13 protein-coding genes are annotated in these 18,223 nt (G+C 72.7%); 11 read left to right on the plus strand and 2 right to left on the minus strand.

Annotation, left to right across the window (positions count from 1 at the left end; translation table 11 throughout):
• Positions 1 to 75 precede the first annotated feature (75 nt).
• A complete protein-coding gene (locus BLV72_RS05350) occupies positions 76 to 825 on the plus strand; it encodes a GntR family transcriptional regulator (protein ID WP_093460620.1) in 750 nt (249 codons plus the stop codon).
• Positions 826 to 1,082: 257 nt separating this feature from the next.
• Entirely contained in the window at positions 1,083 to 2,291 is a 1,209-nt protein-coding gene (locus BLV72_RS05355) for a type ISP restriction/modification enzyme (protein WP_093460622.1), read from the plus strand.
• Between the two features lie 280 nt (positions 2,292 to 2,571).
• Here the strand turns inward: BLV72_RS05355 and BLV72_RS05360 are convergent, their stop codons facing one another.
• Positions 2,572 to 2,835 carry a hypothetical protein gene (locus tag BLV72_RS05360; protein ID WP_093460623.1) on the minus strand — a complete coding sequence of 88 codons (264 nt, stop codon included), beginning with the start codon at positions 2,833 to 2,835 and terminating at the stop codon, positions 2,572 to 2,574.
• Between the two features lie 222 nt (positions 2,836 to 3,057).
• On the opposite strand from BLV72_RS05360, the gene BLV72_RS05365 reads away from it, so the two are divergent.
• The 3 genes from BLV72_RS05365 (at position 3,058) to BLV72_RS05375 (ending at position 8,000) form a co-directional block, all read left to right on the plus strand.
• Complete coding sequence (locus BLV72_RS05365) at positions 3,058 to 4,572, plus strand: DUF4331 domain-containing protein (RefSeq protein ID WP_093460625.1); 1,515 nt, start codon at positions 3,058 to 3,060, stop codon at positions 4,570 to 4,572.
• 168 nt (positions 4,573 to 4,740) lie between these two features.
• On the plus strand, positions 4,741 to 6,123 hold the full coding sequence (locus tag BLV72_RS05370) for a tetratricopeptide repeat protein (protein WP_244320668.1): 1,383 nt from the start codon (positions 4,741 to 4,743) through the stop codon (positions 6,121 to 6,123).
• A gap of 362 nt (positions 6,124 to 6,485) precedes the next feature.
• Positions 6,486 to 8,000: an urease accessory protein UreH domain-containing protein gene (locus BLV72_RS05375; protein ID WP_093470173.1), complete on the plus strand. Its 1,515-nt coding sequence runs from the start codon at positions 6,486 to 6,488 to the stop codon at positions 7,998 to 8,000.
• Between the two features lie 102 nt (positions 8,001 to 8,102).
• Here the strand turns inward: BLV72_RS05375 and BLV72_RS05380 are convergent, their stop codons facing one another.
• A complete protein-coding gene (locus BLV72_RS05380; protein WP_093460628.1) occupies positions 8,103 to 8,909 on the minus strand; it encodes an SGNH/GDSL hydrolase family protein in 807 nt (268 codons plus the stop codon).
• A 404-nt stretch (positions 8,910 to 9,313) separates the two neighbouring features.
• On the opposite strand from BLV72_RS05380, the gene BLV72_RS05385 reads away from it, so the two are divergent.
• The 6 genes from BLV72_RS05385 (at position 9,314) to BLV72_RS05410 (ending at position 18,173) form a co-directional block, all read left to right on the plus strand.
• A complete protein-coding gene (locus BLV72_RS05385) occupies positions 9,314 to 9,709 on the plus strand; it encodes a hypothetical protein (RefSeq protein WP_093460629.1) in 396 nt (131 codons plus the stop codon).
• A 4-nt stretch (positions 9,710 to 9,713) separates the two neighbouring features.
• Positions 9,714 to 10,817, plus strand: coding sequence for a GNAT family N-acetyltransferase (locus BLV72_RS05390; protein WP_093460631.1), 1,104 nt, complete (start codon positions 9,714 to 9,716; stop codon positions 10,815 to 10,817).
• Between the two features lie 369 nt (positions 10,818 to 11,186).
• Positions 11,187 to 11,999 (plus strand): glycosyltransferase family 2 protein, encoded by an 813-nt coding sequence (locus tag BLV72_RS05395; protein ID WP_093460632.1) that lies wholly within the window; start codon positions 11,187 to 11,189, stop codon positions 11,997 to 11,999.
• Positions 11,996 to 13,198 carry a glycosyltransferase family 2 protein gene (locus BLV72_RS05400; protein WP_244320669.1) on the plus strand — a complete coding sequence of 401 codons (1,203 nt, stop codon included), beginning with the start codon at positions 11,996 to 11,998 and terminating at the stop codon, positions 13,196 to 13,198. Before BLV72_RS05395 ends, BLV72_RS05400 begins: the two co-directional genes overlap by 4 nt.
• Positions 13,199 to 13,368: 170 nt before the next feature.
• Positions 13,369 to 14,142 carry a polysaccharide deacetylase family protein gene (locus BLV72_RS05405; protein WP_093470177.1) on the plus strand — a complete coding sequence of 258 codons (774 nt, stop codon included), beginning with the start codon at positions 13,369 to 13,371 and terminating at the stop codon, positions 14,140 to 14,142.
• Positions 14,143 to 14,147: 5 nt separating this feature from the next.
• Positions 14,148 to 18,173 carry a lipopolysaccharide biosynthesis protein gene (locus BLV72_RS05410; RefSeq protein WP_425288354.1) on the plus strand — a complete coding sequence of 1,342 codons (4,026 nt, stop codon included), beginning with the start codon at positions 14,148 to 14,150 and terminating at the stop codon, positions 18,171 to 18,173.
• Positions 18,174 to 18,223: the final 50 nt, after the last annotated feature.

The raw sequence follows: 18,223 nt of genomic DNA on the forward strand, positions 1-18,223 counted from the left end.
CGTGTCCAACGGCGTCGCAGGCCACCGTCGACCGCCACCGTGCGGCCGCTGCCGTGACTCGTGACCGGAGACCGCGTGACCACCTTCGCCCCCGACTCCCTCGCCCTCAACCGCAAGTTGCCGCTCTGGTACCAGGTCTCGCAGTCGCTGCGGGCCTCGATACTCGGGCGGGCCCCGCACGATCCGCTCCGGCTGCCGACCGAGGACCGGCTCGCCGAGCACTACGGGGTCAGCGTGCTCACCATGCGGCAGGCGCTCAAGGAGCTGGAGACGGAGGGGCTCATCAGCCGCCACCGCCGCCGCGGCACCTTCATCGAGCCGAGCGCGCGGCGCGGCGCGCCGGTGCGGCTGCTGGGATCGGTGGACGCGATCGTGGCCCAGCAGTCGGGTGAGCGCACGACGGTGCTGGAGCACGGCCCGGCGCCGGTACCGGCGGAGCTCGCGGAGTACTTCCCCGGCCTGGACGAGGCGACCGCCTACCGCCGGCTGCGCCGCGACGGCCACAGCGGCGAGCCCACCAACTGGGCGGAGAACCTGGTCCGCCCCGAGCTGGCCGACCGCATCGACCTCGTGGACCTCACCCGGTGGCCGATGACGAAGGTGCTGCGGGACGCGGTGGGGGTGCGGATCAGCCGGATCACGGACACGGTGGAGGCCCGCCTCGCCGACCCCGAGACCTCCCGCCTGCTACAGGTCCCCCTGCTCAGCCCGATCCTGCACTACACGGGCGTGACCTACGACGAGAGCGGCCGCGTGGTAGATGTGGCCCGCATCCACTACCGGGGCGACCGCTTCTCCTTCTCGGTCACGGTCGAGGCGGACTAGGGGTCTCTCCAGCCCCTCCGGCGATTGAGGAGCGGGGTCCAGGGGCGGAGCCCCGGGCAACGCATTTCAGCCCCTCCGGCGATTGAGGAGCAGGGTCCAGGGCGGAGCCCCGGGCAACGCACTCCAGCCCCTCCGGCGATTGAGGAGCGGGGTCCAGGGGCGGAGCCCCGGCGGGGTCCGGGGCCGGGCCCCGGTTGTGGGAAGGGGCGGGGAGGGGAAAAACCCGCCGGACACCCCCACTCGGCAGGATCGATAGCATGCCGACCGTGGGAGAACGTGACGCGCCACCACTGGGCGACCTGATGCCGTGGGCCGCCGGGCCACTACGGCTCGGCCGCACGTGGGTCATGGCGCCGGACCCCGCCTCGCTCCAGGCCCGCTGGGAACGGCTGACGGGAGCCGGAGACGAGGCCGGGCGGGCCGAGCTGTTCCGGCCGACCCGCGCCCGTACGCTGCACAGCTCCGTACCCCAGCTACCCGGCCAGCCCACCTCCACCGCCCGCCTGGCACGCGAGGACGGCCCGTGCCCCGAGCCGGTGCGGATCGCGCACGGCCCTTTCGACCAGCTCTGGCTGATACCGGATCACCGCCTGATCGACGCCGCCCGCCCCGAGCTGTGGCGGGTGGCGGACGACCGGCAGATCCATGTCATCGAGGCCGCCGGACCCGACCCGGACCCGGTGCTCGGCTTCTCCGCGCTGCTGCCGGACGGCCACTCCCCCGCGGGCCGCCCCGGCCGTATCCGTCCGCTCTACCGCCGCCCCGGCGGGCAGGAGCCCAATCTCGCACCGGGGCTGCTGGACCACCTCGCCACACGGCTCGGCCGCCCGGTGGCCGCCGAGGACTTCCTGGCGTGGACCGCCGCCACGGCGCGCGGCGCCCCGTGCGCCGTACCCCTGACCGCCGACCCCGAGGTGTGGGAGTCGGGCGTGGAGCTGGGCCGCCGTGCGCTGTGGCTCCATACGCGCGGGGCGCACAGTGGTGAACGCCCGCGCATGCCGGGTGGCCAGCGCCCCTACGTTCGCGCCGCGCTTCCGTCGAGCGGACTGCCGGACTCCCTGGGCTACGACCCGGACGAGGAGGCCCTGCTGCTGGGCGAGGGCCGTATCTCGCCGGTGCCACGGACGGCATGGGAGTTCCAGGCGGGCGGGGTGCGGGTCCTGGAGACATGGTTCGAGCAGCGCACCGCCGCGCGGGAGCCGGGCACGCTGGAGGCGATCGGCCCGGCGGGCTGGCCGCCCGCGTGGACCTCGGAGCTGCTGGAGCTGATCACCGTGCTGGCGCTGCTCGCCGAGCTGCGCCCGGAGCTGCGGGCCCTCGCCCACCGGCTGGCGGACGGCGCGCTGATCGATGCGGCGGAGCTGCGGGAGGCGGGGGTGCTGCCGGTGCCCGGAACGGCCCGGCGCCCGGCGTCCGTACTGGATCACCATGAGGAGGGCCCGGAGGGGCAGTTCGCCCTCCTCTGAGCCCGCCTGCTCTGAGCCCGTCTGCTCTGAGCCCGTCTGCTCTGAGCACACCCTGCTCTGGGGGCTCCGCTACATACGGAAGGCGCGCCCGTCTCCGAGCGCGCCTCCCACTGTCCACGGCCTCACAACGACCGCACGGCCGGCCGGGCGGCTTCTCGTCGGCATCCCACAGCGACAGCGGCGTGGGGTGGATCACAGCACGGACTCACCGGCTGGAGCGAACCGGTTGACCCCGTGCCTGCCCGGGATGACGAACGAAGACGCCTACGGGCCGGCCGGGTCAGCCGTGGTTGCCGAACAACGTGCGGCGCAGCCGGCGCAGCGGCGCGAACAGCGACACTCGCGCACCCCGGCTGTTCTTCGCACGCGTGTGATCGCGCGCGATCAGCTCCTGCATCAGCACCGTCGCGCCCTCCGCCTCCCGCTGGGGGACGGCAGGGCCGCCCATCACCGCGAGATGGCGCTCGAGCCGCGCGCTGGACGCACCGCTTCCGCAATTGATCGCAGGCACTCGTGGCCTGCTCCGTACCGTTATCTGCTCCATGACACTCCCCACCCGTACGAGGGCACCCGCCCCGGGCAGAGTAACCCTACCTCCCCGAGCCGTCACCCACGCATCCCAGGTTCCGGATTCACCACCGCGTCAAGGGTGTTGACGATACCTATCACGCGCAAACAAATTCCCGAGCCGACCAATCCATTCGTTCGCCAGGCCCGAATAGCCGCTTGAAGGACTGCTCCGACAAGCGTGCGAAGGACCTACAGGATGACCGCAATCACCAAGAGCTTGGCCGCGCTGGTCAGCTGCGCACTGGCCGCCGGCGGGCTCACGGCCGCCGGTGTGGCCGTACTGCAGCCCGGGACGGCGCAGGCCTCGAGCCACCGCGAGGCACCGCTGATCTCCGGTCAGCCGCAGTACGACGCCACGGACGTCTACGCGTTCGTCAGCCCGGACAAGCCGGACACGACCACCATGGTCGTCAATGTGCTGCCGTTCCAGGACCCGGCGGGCGGCCCCAACTTCTACAAGTTCGCCCATGACGCCCGCTACGACCTGCACGTCGACAACAACGGCGACGGCCAGGGCGATCTGCTGTTCCGGTGGACCTTCAAGGACCACCTCAAGAACGGCGACACGTTCCTCTACAACACCGGCCCGGTGAACTCGCTCGAGGACGCGACCCTCAACTTCACCCAGACATACGACCTCGAAGTCATCAAGCTGAAGCATCAGAAGGCCGTCGCCCGCGCCAAGCTCGGCAGCGATCTGCCGGTCGCCCCGTCGAACGTCGGCAAGGCGTCCATGCCCGACTACCAGAAGCTCCGCGACCAGGCGGTGCGGAAGATCGGCTACAGCGGGGGCTCGACGGCCTTCGCCGGTCAGTCCGACGACCCGTTCTTCCTCGATCTGCGCGTCTTCGACCTGCTGTACGGCGGGGACATGTCCGAGGTCGGCAATGACACCCTCAAGGGCTACAACGTCCAGTCGATGTCCCTTCAGGTGCCGACATCGGCGCTGACCGAGTCCAAGGACCAGCCGGTGATCGGCGTATGGGCCACCACCCACCGCCAGACCTCCGACGGCGACTGGACGCAGGTCTCCCGGCTCGGCAGCCCGCTGGTCAACGAGGTGGTCATCCCGCGCAAGGACAAGGACAAGTTCAACGCCTCGGCGCCGTGGGACGACGGGCAGTTCCTGAAGTTCGTCCAGGAGCCCGAACTCCCCAAGCTGATCGAGCAGATCTACAAGATCAAGGCGCCGGACACCCCGCGCGACGACCTGGTGCAGGCGTTCCTGACCGGTGTGCCCAAGCTCAACCAGCCGCCGAACGTCCGCCCCGCCGAGGAGCTCCGGCTCAACACCTCCATCCCGCCCACGGGCAGCCCCAAGCGGCTGGGTGTCCTGGACGGTGACAACGCGGGCTTCCCCAACGGCCGCAGGCTCTCCGACGACGTCCTGGACATCGCGCTGCAGGCCATGGAGGGCGAACTGCTCGGCAAGAAGAACGACCTGGGCGACGCGGTGGACGCGAACGACCAGAAGTTCGGCGGCTCCTTCCCGTATCTGGCGCTGCCCAGCTCCGGTTCGGACGCCAAAGCCGTCCAGAAGAGCGCCGGGCAGTCGCTGTTGAACGGCGGTTCGGGCATCGGCTCCTCCTCCGACGACAACATGGTGCTGGCCGGGTCCGCGGCGGCCGGTGGCGGGGCCGTGCTGCTGCTGGGCCTCGGATTCCTCTGGATGCGGTCGCGCCGGCGGGCTCCCCGCATGCGCCGGCACTGAACCACGGGCGCGCACTGAACCACGGGCGCCCTCGGGCCCGTATCACCGGGCGCGGCCCCGCCGACACCCGCGCGGCGGCCGCGCCCACGCCCCGCCCCTTCCGTTAGCCCGTCCCCTTCCGTTCGCCCGTCCCGCCACGCGTTCGTGCTCATGCTCATGCTCATGCTCATGCGAAAGGCAGCTGTCACCATGGCTCTTCGGCCATTCCTCCCCCATACGGCGCGGACCGCGGCCGTGGTGTTCGCGCTCGCGGCCGGGCTGACCGCCACCTCGGTCGTGATCGGCGCCTCGGACGGGCCGGGCGGGTCCGGCGGCGGCCAGGACGCCGCCCGTGGGGTGCGCCCGGACGCCGCGCGGTACGAGCAGCTCAGCGGCGACGGCCTCGCCCGGCAGATCGGCGCCCTGCAGACCCATCTGCGTGGCGAGCCAAAGGACGCGGAGAGCTGGGCCGGTCTCGGCGCGGCCTATGTCGAACAGGCCAGGACCAGCGGCGACCCCACCCGCTATCCGCAGGCGGAGAAGGCGTTCGCCCGGTCCCTGTCCCTCCAGCCGCGCGACAACGACGTGGCGCTCGCCGGGCGTGCCTCGCTCGCCGCCGCCCGCCATGACTTCCGGGGTGCGCTCCGCGACGCCGACCGGGCCCTGAAGGTGAACTCCTACAGCCAGGGGGCGCTGGCCGTCCGGGTGGACGCCCTCGTCGAGCTGGGCCGCTACCAGGACGCGTACACGGCCGCCAAGAAGGCCGACTCGCTGCGCCCCGGCATCCCCGTCTTCACCCGCCTCGGCTACGTCCTCGAACTGCGCGGCGACCCGGCCGGGGCGCGCCGGGTGCTGCTCCGCGCGCAGGACTCCGCCACCTCGCCCAGCGATATCGCCTACGTCTCGACGGCGCTCGGCCAACTGGCGTGGAACCAGGGCGAGTACGACACCGCGCGGCGCGCCTACGCCACCGCGCTGCGCGCCGTCCCCGGCTATCTCCCGGCGCTGGAGGGCCGCGGCCGTACCTCGGTGGCGGACGGGCGCCAGAAGGCGGGGATCCGCGATCTGGAGGCGGTCGTACGGCGCTATCCGCTGCCCGCCGAGCTCGCGGCGCTGGGCGAGGCGTACGAGGCACGGGGCGACCGCTCCAAGGCGCGCGGGCAGTACGCGGTGGTCGACACCTGGATCACGCTCGCCCGGGCCAACGGTGTGGCCACCGACCTGGACAGCGCGCTGGTCGCGGCCGACCACGGCGAGGTGAAGGAGGCGCTGAAGGCGGCCCGCGCCGAGTGGGACCGGCGGCGGACCGTGCACACCGCCGACGCGCTGGCCTGGGCCCTGCACCGCAACGGCGAGGACGAGAAGGCCCTGGAGTACGCCGAGCGCGCCGTCGGGCCCGGCTACCGCAACGCGGCGTTCCTCTACCACCGCGGCGTCATCGAGAAGTCCCTCGGCGACGGCACCTCGGCGCGCCGCCACCTGAAGGCCGCACTCGACCTCAACCCGGGCTTCTCCCCGACCGGCGCGCGGGCGGCGAAGGCGGCGCTGAAGGCGCTGGGGGGTGCTCGATGAGTCTTCCCCACCCCGCCCCTTCCCGAACCGGGAACAAGCCCCCGGCCCCCCGGCCGGAGCTGCGCCATCACAACCCCTCCGGCGAAACCCAGAACCCCGGGCGGCGCACCCGTCGGCGGCTGACAGCGCCCTCCCAAACCCGGGACCCGCTCCAGGCTCCCCAGCCCGAGCCTCACCCCCAAGGCCCCTCCGGCGAAACCCAGAACACCGGGCGGCGCACCCGTCGGCGGCTGACAGCGCCCTCCCAAACCGGGGACCCGCTCCAGGCTCCCCAGCCCGAGCCTCACCCCCAAGGCCCCGCCGGCGAAACCCAGAACACCGGGCGGCGCACCCGTCGGCGGCTGACGGCCGCCGGTGTGCTGATGGCGGCCGTCGCGCTGGTGGTGCTCCCCACCGGCAGCGCCGAGGCGCACCCGCTCGGCAACTTCACCGTCAACCGTTACGACGGGCTGGTGGTCACCCCCGGGACGCTACGGGTCGACCATGTCGAGGACCTCGCCGAGATCCCCTCCGCCCAGGCGAAGCCGGAGATCGACCGCGACGGGGACGACACGCTGTCCGGGCGGGAGTTGGACGCGTGGGCGGCGCGGCGGTGCGCGAGCGCGGCGGAGGGGGCGCGGCTGACCGTCGACGGGCGCCGGGTGCCCGTACGCGACGGGCGCGCCCAGGCGCGTCAGCGCCCCGGCCAGGCCGGGCTGCCGACGCTGCGCGTGGAGTGCCGGCTGACGGCCGCGCTGAGGCACGGCGAACGGGCGACGGTCGCGTATCGCCCACGGGACATCGGTACGGGCCCCGGCTGGCGGGAGGTGACGGCGCAGGGCGACCGTATGACACTCACCGACGCCGAGGTCCCCAGGACCTCGGCCTCCCGGCGGCTGACCCGCTATCCGGCGGGGCAGCTCTCCTCGCCGCCCGATCAGCGGTCGGCCGCGCTGCGCGTCACAGCGGGCGGCCCCGCGCTCGCCGCCACGGTGGAGTCCGGCCGGGAGGACGCGATCGGCTCGTCGGTGCTGCCGCGCGGTGTGGACCGCTGGACGCAGGCGCTCACCTCTATGGTGGCGCGCCATGACATCACCCTCGGCTTCGCCCTTACGGCCTTCGCCACCGCCGTACTGCTGGGTGCGATGCACGCCCTGGCCCCCGGCCACGGCAAGACGATGATGGCGGCGGCCGCCGCGGCGGGCGGGCGCGGCGCGCTGCGCGATGTGCTGGCGTTGGGCGCGTCGGTGACGGTCACGCACACCTTGGGGGTGTTCGCGCTGGGGCTGCTGGTCACGGCGGGTTCGGCGGCCGCCCCGTCGGTGATCTCATGGCTGGGCATCGCGAGCGGCGTACTGGTGGCGGTGGCCGGGGCGGGGCTGCTCCGTAAGGCGCTGCGCCGCCACCGGCAGGCGCGCGCCCATCACCACGGCCACGATCACGACCACGGTCATGACCACACGCACGGCCACGACCACAGCCATGCGCACGGTCACGCGCACACCCACGACCACGGCGACGGGCACACCCACACCCATGAGGTGCGGCCCACGCTGCGCGGCACACTGCTGCTCGGCTTCGCCGGGGGCATGGTGCCCAGCCCCTCCGCCGTCATCGTGCTCGTCGGCGCGGCCGCGCTGGGCCAGGCGTGGTTCGGCTTCGTGCTGGTGGTGGCGTACGGGCTGGGGCTGGCGCTGACGCTCACGCTGGCCGGATTCGCCGCGGTGCGCCTGGGCGTGCGGGCCACGGAGCGGCTGGCGGCCCGCAAGGGGTCGGGGGGCCGGATCGACCGGCTGCTGGGGGCGGTGCGCCGCGCCTCGCCCGTCGGAACCGCCGCGGTCGTACTCGCGCTGGGGTGTGGACTGGTGCTGAGGGGGGCGGCCACCACGCTCGGCTGAGATGGCGCCGGCCCGGGTTGCCCGGTGTGCCCGGTGACCACGGACTGCGAGGAGGCCCCGACGGCCGGGGCCTCCTCCTGTGCGTGTGGTGGCGGGTGACGGTCAGGCGGCGGAGCTGAAGACCGGGAGGTAGCCACCGGACTGGCCGGCGGGGGTGGGGTGGTAGGACTCGTCGATGGGGAAGGTGACGCTGTTCAGCCAGGCGTTGCCGGAGCAGATCTCATGTCCGGTGAAGGTCGTGGTGACGTCGCCGAAGCTGAAGCCGTGGTCGGCGGCGCGCTTGGCGGTGACGGAGTTGAGCAGATCGGCACCGCTGTTGATCGCGGCGCGCTCGGTCTCGCTGAGCCCCACGATGCAGGAGCCGCCCAGCTTGTAGAACCGCGGGTAGCCGAGGACGACGACATGTGCGGAGGGGGCCTTGGCGCTGATGGCGTTGTAGACCTGGTCCAGCTTGCCGGGCAGGGTGTTCTGGACGAACGTCTTGGCGCTGTTGACCGCGTTGACGCAGGTGGACTCGGACTGCAGCACGCAGGTGGTCATGATGTCGGCGAAGCCCGCGTCATTGCCGCCGATGGAGATGGAGACGAGACCGGTGCCGGAGCCCAGCGGACCGAGCTGGTTGTTGAGCACATCGCCGGTCTTGGCGCCGGAGCAGGCGGTGAAGTTGAAGCTCGAGGGGGCGTGCGCGGCGGCCCAGAGCGCGGGGTACGCCTTGCTGCTGCGCTTACAGCTCCCGCTGGCGCTGTCGTAGCTGCCCGAGCCGAGGCCGGATGAGTAGGAGTCGCCCAGCGCCACATAGGCGGGGCCCGCGCTGTTCTCGGTGGCATGGGCTGCGCCGGCCCCGGTGAGGGCGAGGACGGCACCGACGACGAACGCACCCATCGTCGCCGTGAGTCTGGACAGTTTCATTCGATCTCCCTAGCAGGATCACTGCTGTGCCGATATGAGGCGCGATGGCCCGACAAAAGGGCAATCGCGTTCGAAACCGTCAGCCACGCCGCCAGGGATCGTTTTCAGCGGTGTGACATGGATATGTCATCCCGCGTAAAAGGCCGATCTATGCGGGTAGTTGGCAAAAATCTTTCGATACGCGGCCGATACGTCCCTAGGTCGGACGGAATACGGATGAGTCGCCACGCCCGCCCCAACTCCCCCGGCGCACGACCGGCGCACAGGGCGCGACCAGCCCTGATGGGCACTCAACCCCTGCACCCACCAATGGACCGTTCGTACACTTTCTCCGCCTTGACGGCATCCGTCGACTGCGCGACATTGAAGCCCGGCATCCGGCGCTTCGGGGGGCAAAGACGCCAATGCATACCATCACTGACAAGAGACCGGCGGGTGGCGATTCGCTGCCGGTGATCGCGGGCGCCGCGGTCGGCATCGCGGCCATCGGCGCGGCACTCGCGCTGGCCGACGTCCACTCGCCGCTGCGGGCGCCGTTCACGCTGTTCTTCCTGCTCGCCGCGCCCGCGCTGGCCATCGGCAGCGCGCTGCGCGGACTGGACGCGCTGATCCGCCCGGTGCTGGCGGTGGCGGGCGCGCTCGCGCTGGATCTGCTGGTGGCGCAGGCGATGCTCGCGCTGCGGCTGTGGTCGGCGCGCGGCGGGGTGGCGGCGGTCGGGTGCCTGAGCCTGCTGATCCTGGTGCCGGCGCTGGTCACCCGCCTCACGCGGCGACGACGTATGACCCAGAGTCAGGAATAGATACGTGGAGATCGGTGTGTACCGCCCGGGAGAGCTGACCGCGGCCGACCGGACGGTGTGGACGGCCATGCAGTCACAGGCGCGTCTGCTGGGCGCGCCGGAGCTGGCGAACCCCTTTCTGTCACCGGAGTTCACGCTGGCCGTCGGCCACTGCAGACGCGGGGTGCGGATCGCGGTGGTCCGCGAGGAGGGGGAGCCGGTGGCCTTCTTCCCTTTTCAGCGGACCCGGCTCGGGGTGGGGCGGGCGATCGGGCTCGGCCTCTCGGACGCCCAGGGCCTGGTGCACCGGCCCGGGTTCCAGTGGGACGCCCGGGAGCTGCTGCGCGCATGTTCCCTGGCCGTCTGGGAGTTCGATCATCTGGTGGAGGGGCAGAAGCCGTTCGAGGTGGGGGCCCGTGGCTCCTTCCCCTCCCCCGTGATCGATGTGGAGCGGGGCTATGAGGCGTATCTGGCCCGGCTGCGCGACCGGTCGCCGAGGTTCACCCGCACCACGCTGGCCAAGGAGCGCAAGCTGGGCCGGGACGTGGGCGAGGTGCGCTATGTGCACGACGAACGCGATCCCGCCGTGCTGCGCACCCTGATCGGCTGGAAGTCCGCGCAGTACCGCAGGACCGGGCGCAGCGACCGGTTCGCCCGGCCGTGGATCATCCGGCTGGTGGAGCAGCTCTTCCACACCCGCGGCGCCTCCTGCCGGGGGCTGCTGTCGGTGGTGTACGCGGGCGACCGGCCGGTCGCCGCGCATTTCGGACTGTGCTCGGAGCGGGTGCTCGCCTGCTGGTTCCCGGCCTACGACCCGGCCTATGCCAAATACTCGCCCGGCCTTGTGCTGCATCTGCGCATGGCGGAAGGGGCCGCCGCGCAGGGTGTGGACTATCTCGATCTCGGGCGCGGCGAGAAGGAATACAAGGATTCCCTGAAAACACGCGATCTCAGCGTGTCCGAAGGGTGGGTGACACGTCACCATCCGGTGGCGCTCGGTCACCGGGCACGGCGCACCCCGGTGCGCGCACTGCGCAATACCGTGGTTTCCCGGCCGGAGCTCTTCGGACCGGCCGACCGGGTGCTCAAAAGCATGGGCAGCCTTCGGAATAGGAACCCACAGGACTGACGAACAAAATTACCAAGGGGGGTGTAGCCGCAACCGGCTTGCCATAGAGATTGCGACGTCAATACCGTCGTACTTCCACCCGTGTTCGGGACCATCATCACAGGCGGCTCCAGGGGAGGGGCTTTCATAGCGTCGCGATGGTTCCCGGGGCGGGAAACGCGGTAGGGGGGTGCCGCGTCCGGCCGTCCTGATCCTTTTGGGATGCGCCGTGCACGCGGACCGCGAGGCCAGTAACACCAGCCAGCTCGCCTTGCCTTGGCCGGCAGTTCATGCCGTCATGCGCGGGTGAGAACCCCCCTTTCGAACCGGATACACCAAAGGACTGTCCGTGGGGCGGACGGTCCACCGGACGAGAGGGAAAACAGACTCATGAGCTCCTTTGTGCGCCCGGACGCGCCGGAAATCGATCCGGCGGCCGGTACACATCCGTACCGCCCGGTGTCCTCTCATCTCGCGATTGCGCCACCGGTGAGCATCGTGATTCCGGCGATGAACGAGGCCGAGAATCTTCCGTACGTTTTCAAAACCCTGCCCGACTGGATCCATGAAGTGGTCCTGGTCGACGGCAATTCCACCGACGACACGGTCCGGGTGGCCCGGGAACTGTGGCCCGAGGTGAAGGTCGTGTCGCAGTCCGGCAAGGGCAAGGGGGACGCGCTCAGCGCCGGATTCGCCGCCTGCACCGGCGACATCGTGGTAATGATCGACGCCGATGGATCCGCCGATGGATCGGAGATCGTCAGCTATGTGTCGGCGCTGGTCTCGGGCGCCGACTTCGCGAAGGGTTCGCGCTTCGCCAACGGCGGCGGCACGGACGACATGACGACGATCCGCAGGCTCGGCAATCGCGCGCTCACCTCGATCGTCAACCGCAAGTTCGGCGCCCGCTACACCGATCTCTGCTACGGCTACAACGCCTTCTGGCGCCACTGCCTCGACGAGATCGCGCTGGACTGCGCCGGGTTCGAGGTGGAGACGCTGATGAACATCCGGGTGGTCAAGGCCGGGCTGCGGGTCCAGGAGATCCCCAGCCATGAGTACGAGCGCATCCACGGCGCCAGCAATCTGCGGGCCGTCCGCGACGGGCTGCGGGTGCTGAAGGTGATCCTGCGCGAGCGCGGCGCCCGGCGGCCGCGCCGCCCCGCGGTGGCACCCGCGGCGGTCCGGGGGGAGGCGTCTTGACGGTTCGCCCGGCTCCGGGGCCGCTGGTGCGGATCTCCGTGGTGATCTGCGTCTACACCGAGGACCGCTGGGGCGACATCCTCGCCGCGGTGGACTCGGTGCGGGCCCAGTCGCTGCCCGCCCACGAGACGCTCCTGGTGGTGGACCACAACGCCGGCCTGCTGCGGCGGCTGACGGCCCACTACGGGGACGGCGGGGCGGGCGCGGATCGCGAAACGGCGGCGGACACGGGTCAGGGGGTGCGGGTGCTCGCCAACGCGGGCCCCCGCGGCCTGTCCGCCGGCCGCAACACCGGGATCGCGGCCTCGCACGGCGAGGTGATCGCCTTCCTCGACGACGACGCGGTCGCCGAACGGGACTGGCTGCACCACTTCGCCGCCGCGTACACCGATCCACGGGTCATGGCGGTCGGCGGGCGCACCGTCCCGGTGTGGGCGTCGCGCCGCCGTCCGGTCTGGTTCCCCGAGGAGTTCGACTGGGTGGTGGGCTGCACCTACCGTGGGCTGCCGCCGGGGCGGGTGCGGGTGCGCAATGTCCTGGGTGGGAACGCCTCGTTCCGCAGGGAGGCGTTCGACGCCGCCGGGGGCTTCGCGAGCGGTATCGGCCGGGACGGCGACAAGCGGCCGCTGGGCTGTGAGGAGACCGAGCTGTGCATCCGGTTGGCCCGCGCCCGGCCGGACGCGCTGCTGCTGATCGACGACCGTGCGGTGATCCACCACAAGGTGCCCGCCGCCCGGGAGCGCTTCGCCTACTTCCGGTCGCGGGCGTACGCCGAGGGCCTCTCCAAGGCCCTGGTGACACGCAGCGTGGGCGCCCAGGCGGGCCTTTCGGCCGAGCGCCGCTACACCACCCGGGTGCTGCCCGCGGGGATCGCCCGCGGGCTGCGGGACGCGCTGCTCGGCCGGGCGGGCGGCGCCGGGCGGGCGGGCGCGATCGTGGCGGGCGTCGCGGCGGCGGCGGGCGGCTATGCGGTGGGCACCGCCCGCGCCCGCCGCGGCGGCCCCCGCCTCAGCATCGCCACCCTCCCGGAACGACCGCCCCCGCCGGGCGGACACCCGGACGAGGGCCGCGCGGCGGGACAGGGCCGCGGGGCGGGGCAGGAGGCGCGACGGGGCCGCGGGGCGGGGCAGGACGGTGGGGCCGGACGGGACCGCGAAGCGGGACCGGGCCGCGGGGCGAGACGGGAGGGGGCGGCATGAGCGGCGCGCACGAGGGCCCGGCGCCGACCGGCAACTCCGGCCCGAGCCCGAGCCCGAGCCCAGTGCCGAGCGCGAACCCGGTGCCGAGCGCGAACCCAGGCCCGGTGCAGACCGACCACCCCGGCCCGGTGCCGACCGCAAACCGCGGCCGCGGCTTTGTGCCGATCCTGATGTATCACGCCGTGGCCAACGCCCCCGCGCGGGCGACCCGTGGGCTGTCCGTCACACCGGGCGCGTTCGCCGAGCAGATGGCTCTGCTCGGCGAGCGCGGCTTCACCCCGGTCAGCTGCGCACGGCTGGCCGACGCCTGGCGCGGCGGCCCCGCGCTGCCGCCCAGGCCCGTGGCGGTCACCTTCGACGACGGCTACGAGGGCGTGCACCGCCACGCCCTCCCCGTCCTCGCCCACCACGGCTTCGAGGCCACGCTCTTCGCGGCCACGGGCTGGCTGCGCGGCCCGCATCAGGCGGCCGGCGCCCTGGACCTGATGCTCGACTGGGGCCAGGTGCGCGAGCTGGCCGGCGCGGGGGTGGAGATCGGCGCGCACAGCCACACCCACCCCGAGCTGGACCAGCTCTCCGACGCCCGGCTGTGGTTCGAGGTGGCCCACTGCCGGGATCTGCTCACCGCCGAACTCGGCCGTCCGCCCGTGTCGTTCGCCTATCCCTACGGCTACTCCAGCCGCCGGGTGCGCCGGGTGGTGCGCTCGGCCGGGTTCGGGGTGTCCCTCGCGGTGGGCAACGCCCTGGCGGCGCGCGGCCAGGGACCGTACGCATTGCGCCGGGTCACGGTGCGGCGCACCACCCGGATCGAGGAGTTCGAGCGGCTGGTGTCCGGGCGGGCGATCGGCCGCGGCTTCGCCAAGGACCGGGCCCTCACCAAGGGATACGCCATGGTCCGCAGATCCCGTCAGCTCTCACGACAGGTCCTACGGAAGGTGACGTGAGCCCGTTGTCCGACACGACCACCCGGGCAGAGGAGCGGACGGCCGCCGCCGAGCGGCCGTCCGACGGCCGGAGCGGCGAGCGCGGCTTGCTGTTCCGCAACGCCTACGCGCTGATGCTCAACACGGGCATCTCCGCGGTCCTCGGCCTCGGCTTCTGGCTGGCCGCCGCCCGCTACTACGCGGAGGACGCGGTCGGCCAGGGCTCGGCGGCCATCGCCGCGATGAAGCTCCTGGCGGGCCTCACCGCGGTCACCCTGACGGGCGCGCTGGCCCGTTTCATCCCGGTCGCCGGGCGGACGACGGGCCGGCTGGTGTTCAGCACCTACGCGGCCAGTTCGGTGGTCGTGGCGCTGGCCGCGGTGGTCTTCCTGCTCACGCTCAACACCTGGGGGCCGTCGTACCGCTTTCTGCACGGTCCGCTCCACGGCCTCGGCTTCCTCGTCGCGGTCGTGGGCTGGTCGCTGCTGACCCTCCAGGACGGGGTGTTGACCGGGCTGCGCAGCGCGTTCTGGGTGCCGGTGGGCAATACGGCGTTCTCGGCGGCCAAGCTGGTGCTGCTCATCGCGTTCGCCGCGGCGATCCCGACCGCCGGGGTGTTCGTGTCCTGGGTCGCCTCGATCGCGGTGTCCGTACTGCCGTTGGGCTACCTGGTGTTCCGCCGCCTCGTACCCCGGCACATCGCGGCGACGGAGGGGAGGGCGCGGCCCGCGGGCTTTCGGGAGATGGGCCGCTTCCTCGCCGGGGACTACACCGGGTCGCTGTTCTCGCTCGTGGTGGTCTACGCCGTGCCGGTGATCGTCGCCTCGCAGGTCAGCGCGGCCGACAACGCGTACTTCTACATCACGACCACCATCGGCGGCACCACGAATCTGCTGGCCATCAACATGGGCTCGTCGCTGACCGTCGAGGGCTCGCACGATCCGGCCCGGCTCGCCGAGAACTGCCGGGCGGCGCTGCGGCGGATGGCCCGCATCATGATCCCGGTCTGTCTCTTCCTCTTCGTCTTCGCCCCCCAGATCCTCGGGGTCTTCGGCGACGGCTACGCGGAGGCGGCCGCACCGCTGCTGCGCTGGTTCGCGGTGGGCGCGGCGCTGCGGGTGGTCATCGAGGTGTACTTCGCGGTGCTGCGGGCGCAGAGCCGCACGTCAGGGCTGGCGGTGTTGCAGGGGCTGTTGTGCGGGCTGGTGCTGGGGCTGACGTTGCTGCTGCTGCCACGGATGGGGCTGACGGGGGCGGGGGTCGCGGAGATCTCCAGCCTGTCGGTCATCGCGGCGATCGCGGCGGTGCGGCTGCGCCGGGTGCTCAAGGGGCACGACGGGGCTGCCGCCTCGGAGCCGCCGTCCGCCTCCGCGTCCTCGCCGCCGCTGCCCCCGCCGCCGCACAGCACCGCACCCGACGGCGATCTCGCGGACCTCGCGGTCTACGGCGACCGCCGCCGCGAGTACGCGGGCCACTACGGCACCCGCTGGGCGCTGCGCGCCGCCCTCGACACCGACACGCTGGCGCTCGGCGTCCGCATGCACTTCCCCGCCACGGATCCGCCGCGAGACGACGACGCCCAGAAACGCCGCTGGGACAAGCGCTACGAGGCGTCGGCCCCGGAGACGCCACCCCCGGCACGGACCACCGGAACGACCGCCGCCGGTACGGCCGCTGGTGCGGGCGCTTCCAAGGGCCGGTGGCCGGTGCTGAAGTCCGGGCCCCTGGGGGCGGCTGATCCGAAGCGTGGGCAACCCGGTGCGGAACGCGACCCGGCCGAGCACCCCGAGGTCGCGCGGCGGTGGCCGGTCGCCGCCTCGCCGCACGGCGGGCCGCCCGACCGGGGCGCGGCCAACGTGTCGCAGGCACGGAGCGGGGCGGGTGGGATCCACTCGGGGGGCGTGCCCTTGGAGCCGACCGCGACCGGGCCGGAGGCGGACCCGGCCCCACCGCCCGCCGCCGACGCCACCGGTACCGCCGATACCGCCGCCCCATCGGCAGGGCAGGGCCTCGCGGCCACCGCGCCCGCGACAGGCTCGGCGGGGCCCACCGGGCGGCGGACCGGCCGGAAGGGCGCGGTCGCCCTGTGGGGGGTCGCGGCCGTCGGGCTTGCCCTCTACTGGGTGCCGCTGCTGCGCATGGGGGACGCCGATCTCGACCGTTTGGGCGGACTCGGGCTCGTCTCGGTCCTCCCCCGGGCCACCCTCCTCGGTGCCGCACTGCTCATCGCCGCCTTCGCCGGTGCGCTCCGGCTCGCGCGACCCCGTCGCGCCCTGCTGACCGTCGTGCTCCTGGCGACCGTCGCCTCGCTGCACGCCGTGCCCGCCGTGCTGGAGGCGCAGCCGCGGTTCCCGACCGCATGGCAGCATCTGGGGTTCCTGGACTACATCGGCCGGACCGGTCACGCCGTGCCCGATCTCGACGCGCGCTGGAGCTGGCCCGGTTTCTTCGCGGGGGCGGCGTTCCTGGCCCAGGCCGCCGGGGTGCATGACCTCTCCGAGGTGCTGCGCTGGTGGCCCACGCTCCTCCAGTTGCTCTGTCTCGCCCCGCTGATGGTGCTGTTGCGCGCCCTGCGGGCGAGCTGGCGGGCGAAGTGGACCGCGGTGTGGCTGTTCGCGCTCAGCGGCTGGGTGGGCCAGGACTACTTCTCGCCGCAGGGGTTCACCTACCTCCTCTACCTCGTCTTCGTCGCCGTCCTTCTGGTGTGGTTCCGCGAGCCCCGAGTGCTGCCCGGTAAGCGGCGGCCGGGTGAGGCGGAGGTGACGGCGGCCACGCCCGCCCAGCGCACGGCGCTGCTGGGCCTGCTGATCGCGCTCTTCGCGGCGTCCGTGGCGGCCCATCAGCTCACCCCGTTCGTGATGCTCGGCGTGGTGAGCGCGCTGGTGCTGCTGCGCCGGTCGAATCTGTACGGGCTGCCGCTGCTGTGCGGGGTGATGGTGGCCGTATGGGTGGGGTTCCTGGCGGAGCCGTACTGGTCGGGCCACTGGGACGAGCTGTTCGGCGGGGTCGGCGGGGTGGGCGGCAATGTGTCCTCGTCCGTCTCGGGCCGGATCGAGGGCGGCAGCAGCGTGCACCAGCTGGTGCTCTACGTCCGGGTGGCGCTGGCGGGCGGGGTGCTGGCGCTGGCCTGCTGGGGGGTGCTGCGGCGGCGCGCCGCCGGGTTCACCGAGCGGTCGCTGCTGGTGCTGACCTTCGTGCCGTTCCTGGGCTTCGGCATGCAGAGCTACGGCGGTGAGATGGCGCTGCGCGTCTTCATGTTCGCGCTGCCGGGCGCCTGTGTGCTCGGCGCGCTGGCGGTCTTCCCCCGGGCGGGCGCGGACCACGCGCGACTGGGCCCGGTGGCCGCGCTGCTGGCCGGGCTGACCCTGATGTCCGGGTTTCTGGTGGCGCGCTGGGGCAATGAGACGTTCGAGAGGGTGCGGCCGGGCGAGGTGGCGGCGATGGAGTACGTCTACGCCCATGACCAGCCGACCGTACGGGTGCTGTGGATGAGCGACGACCCCATCAACAACGTCACCCCCGCGATGCCCTGGGGCGCCCGCGACATGGAGCGGGTCCACTACGAGCCCACCCTGGCCCCGCGCGATCCGGTGCTGGTCGGCAGCCTGGTCACGGCGCTGCGCGAGGCCGGGCCGCACTCCTATCTGATGGTGGGCCGCGGCCAGTCCGTGTATCTCACCCTCGACTCCGGCTATGACGAGCACTGGCAGGAGCGGCTGCGGCGCTCCCTGGACCAGCGCGCGGAGCTGCGCCGGGTGTTCGGCAACGACGACGCGGCGCTGTACGAGCTGAAGCGGCAGCCGAGCGGGCCGGTCGCGGAGGCCGCGCCGGGGCCGGCCGGTCCGCTGGTCACCTGGACGCCCTGGTCGGTGGTGGGGGCGCTGGCGGCGGTGGCGCTGATGCTGCTGCTGGCGGCGCGCGAGGTGGTGCGGGTGGCGGTGCGGCCGAGCGTACGGCGGCTGCACTGGCTGCAGGGCTCGTTCTGGTTCGCGCTGCCGCTGCTGGTCGTGGTGGTGGCCGCGCTGGTGCAGCGCTTCGTGACGATGGCGTAGCGAGCACTATGGCGTGACGAGGGCATGGCCACCGTGGCCACGCCCTCGTC

It is taken from the genome of Streptomyces melanosporofaciens, from assembly GCF_900105695.1.
GTDB lineage: Bacteria > Actinomycetota > Actinomycetes > Streptomycetales > Streptomycetaceae > Streptomyces > Streptomyces antimycoticus.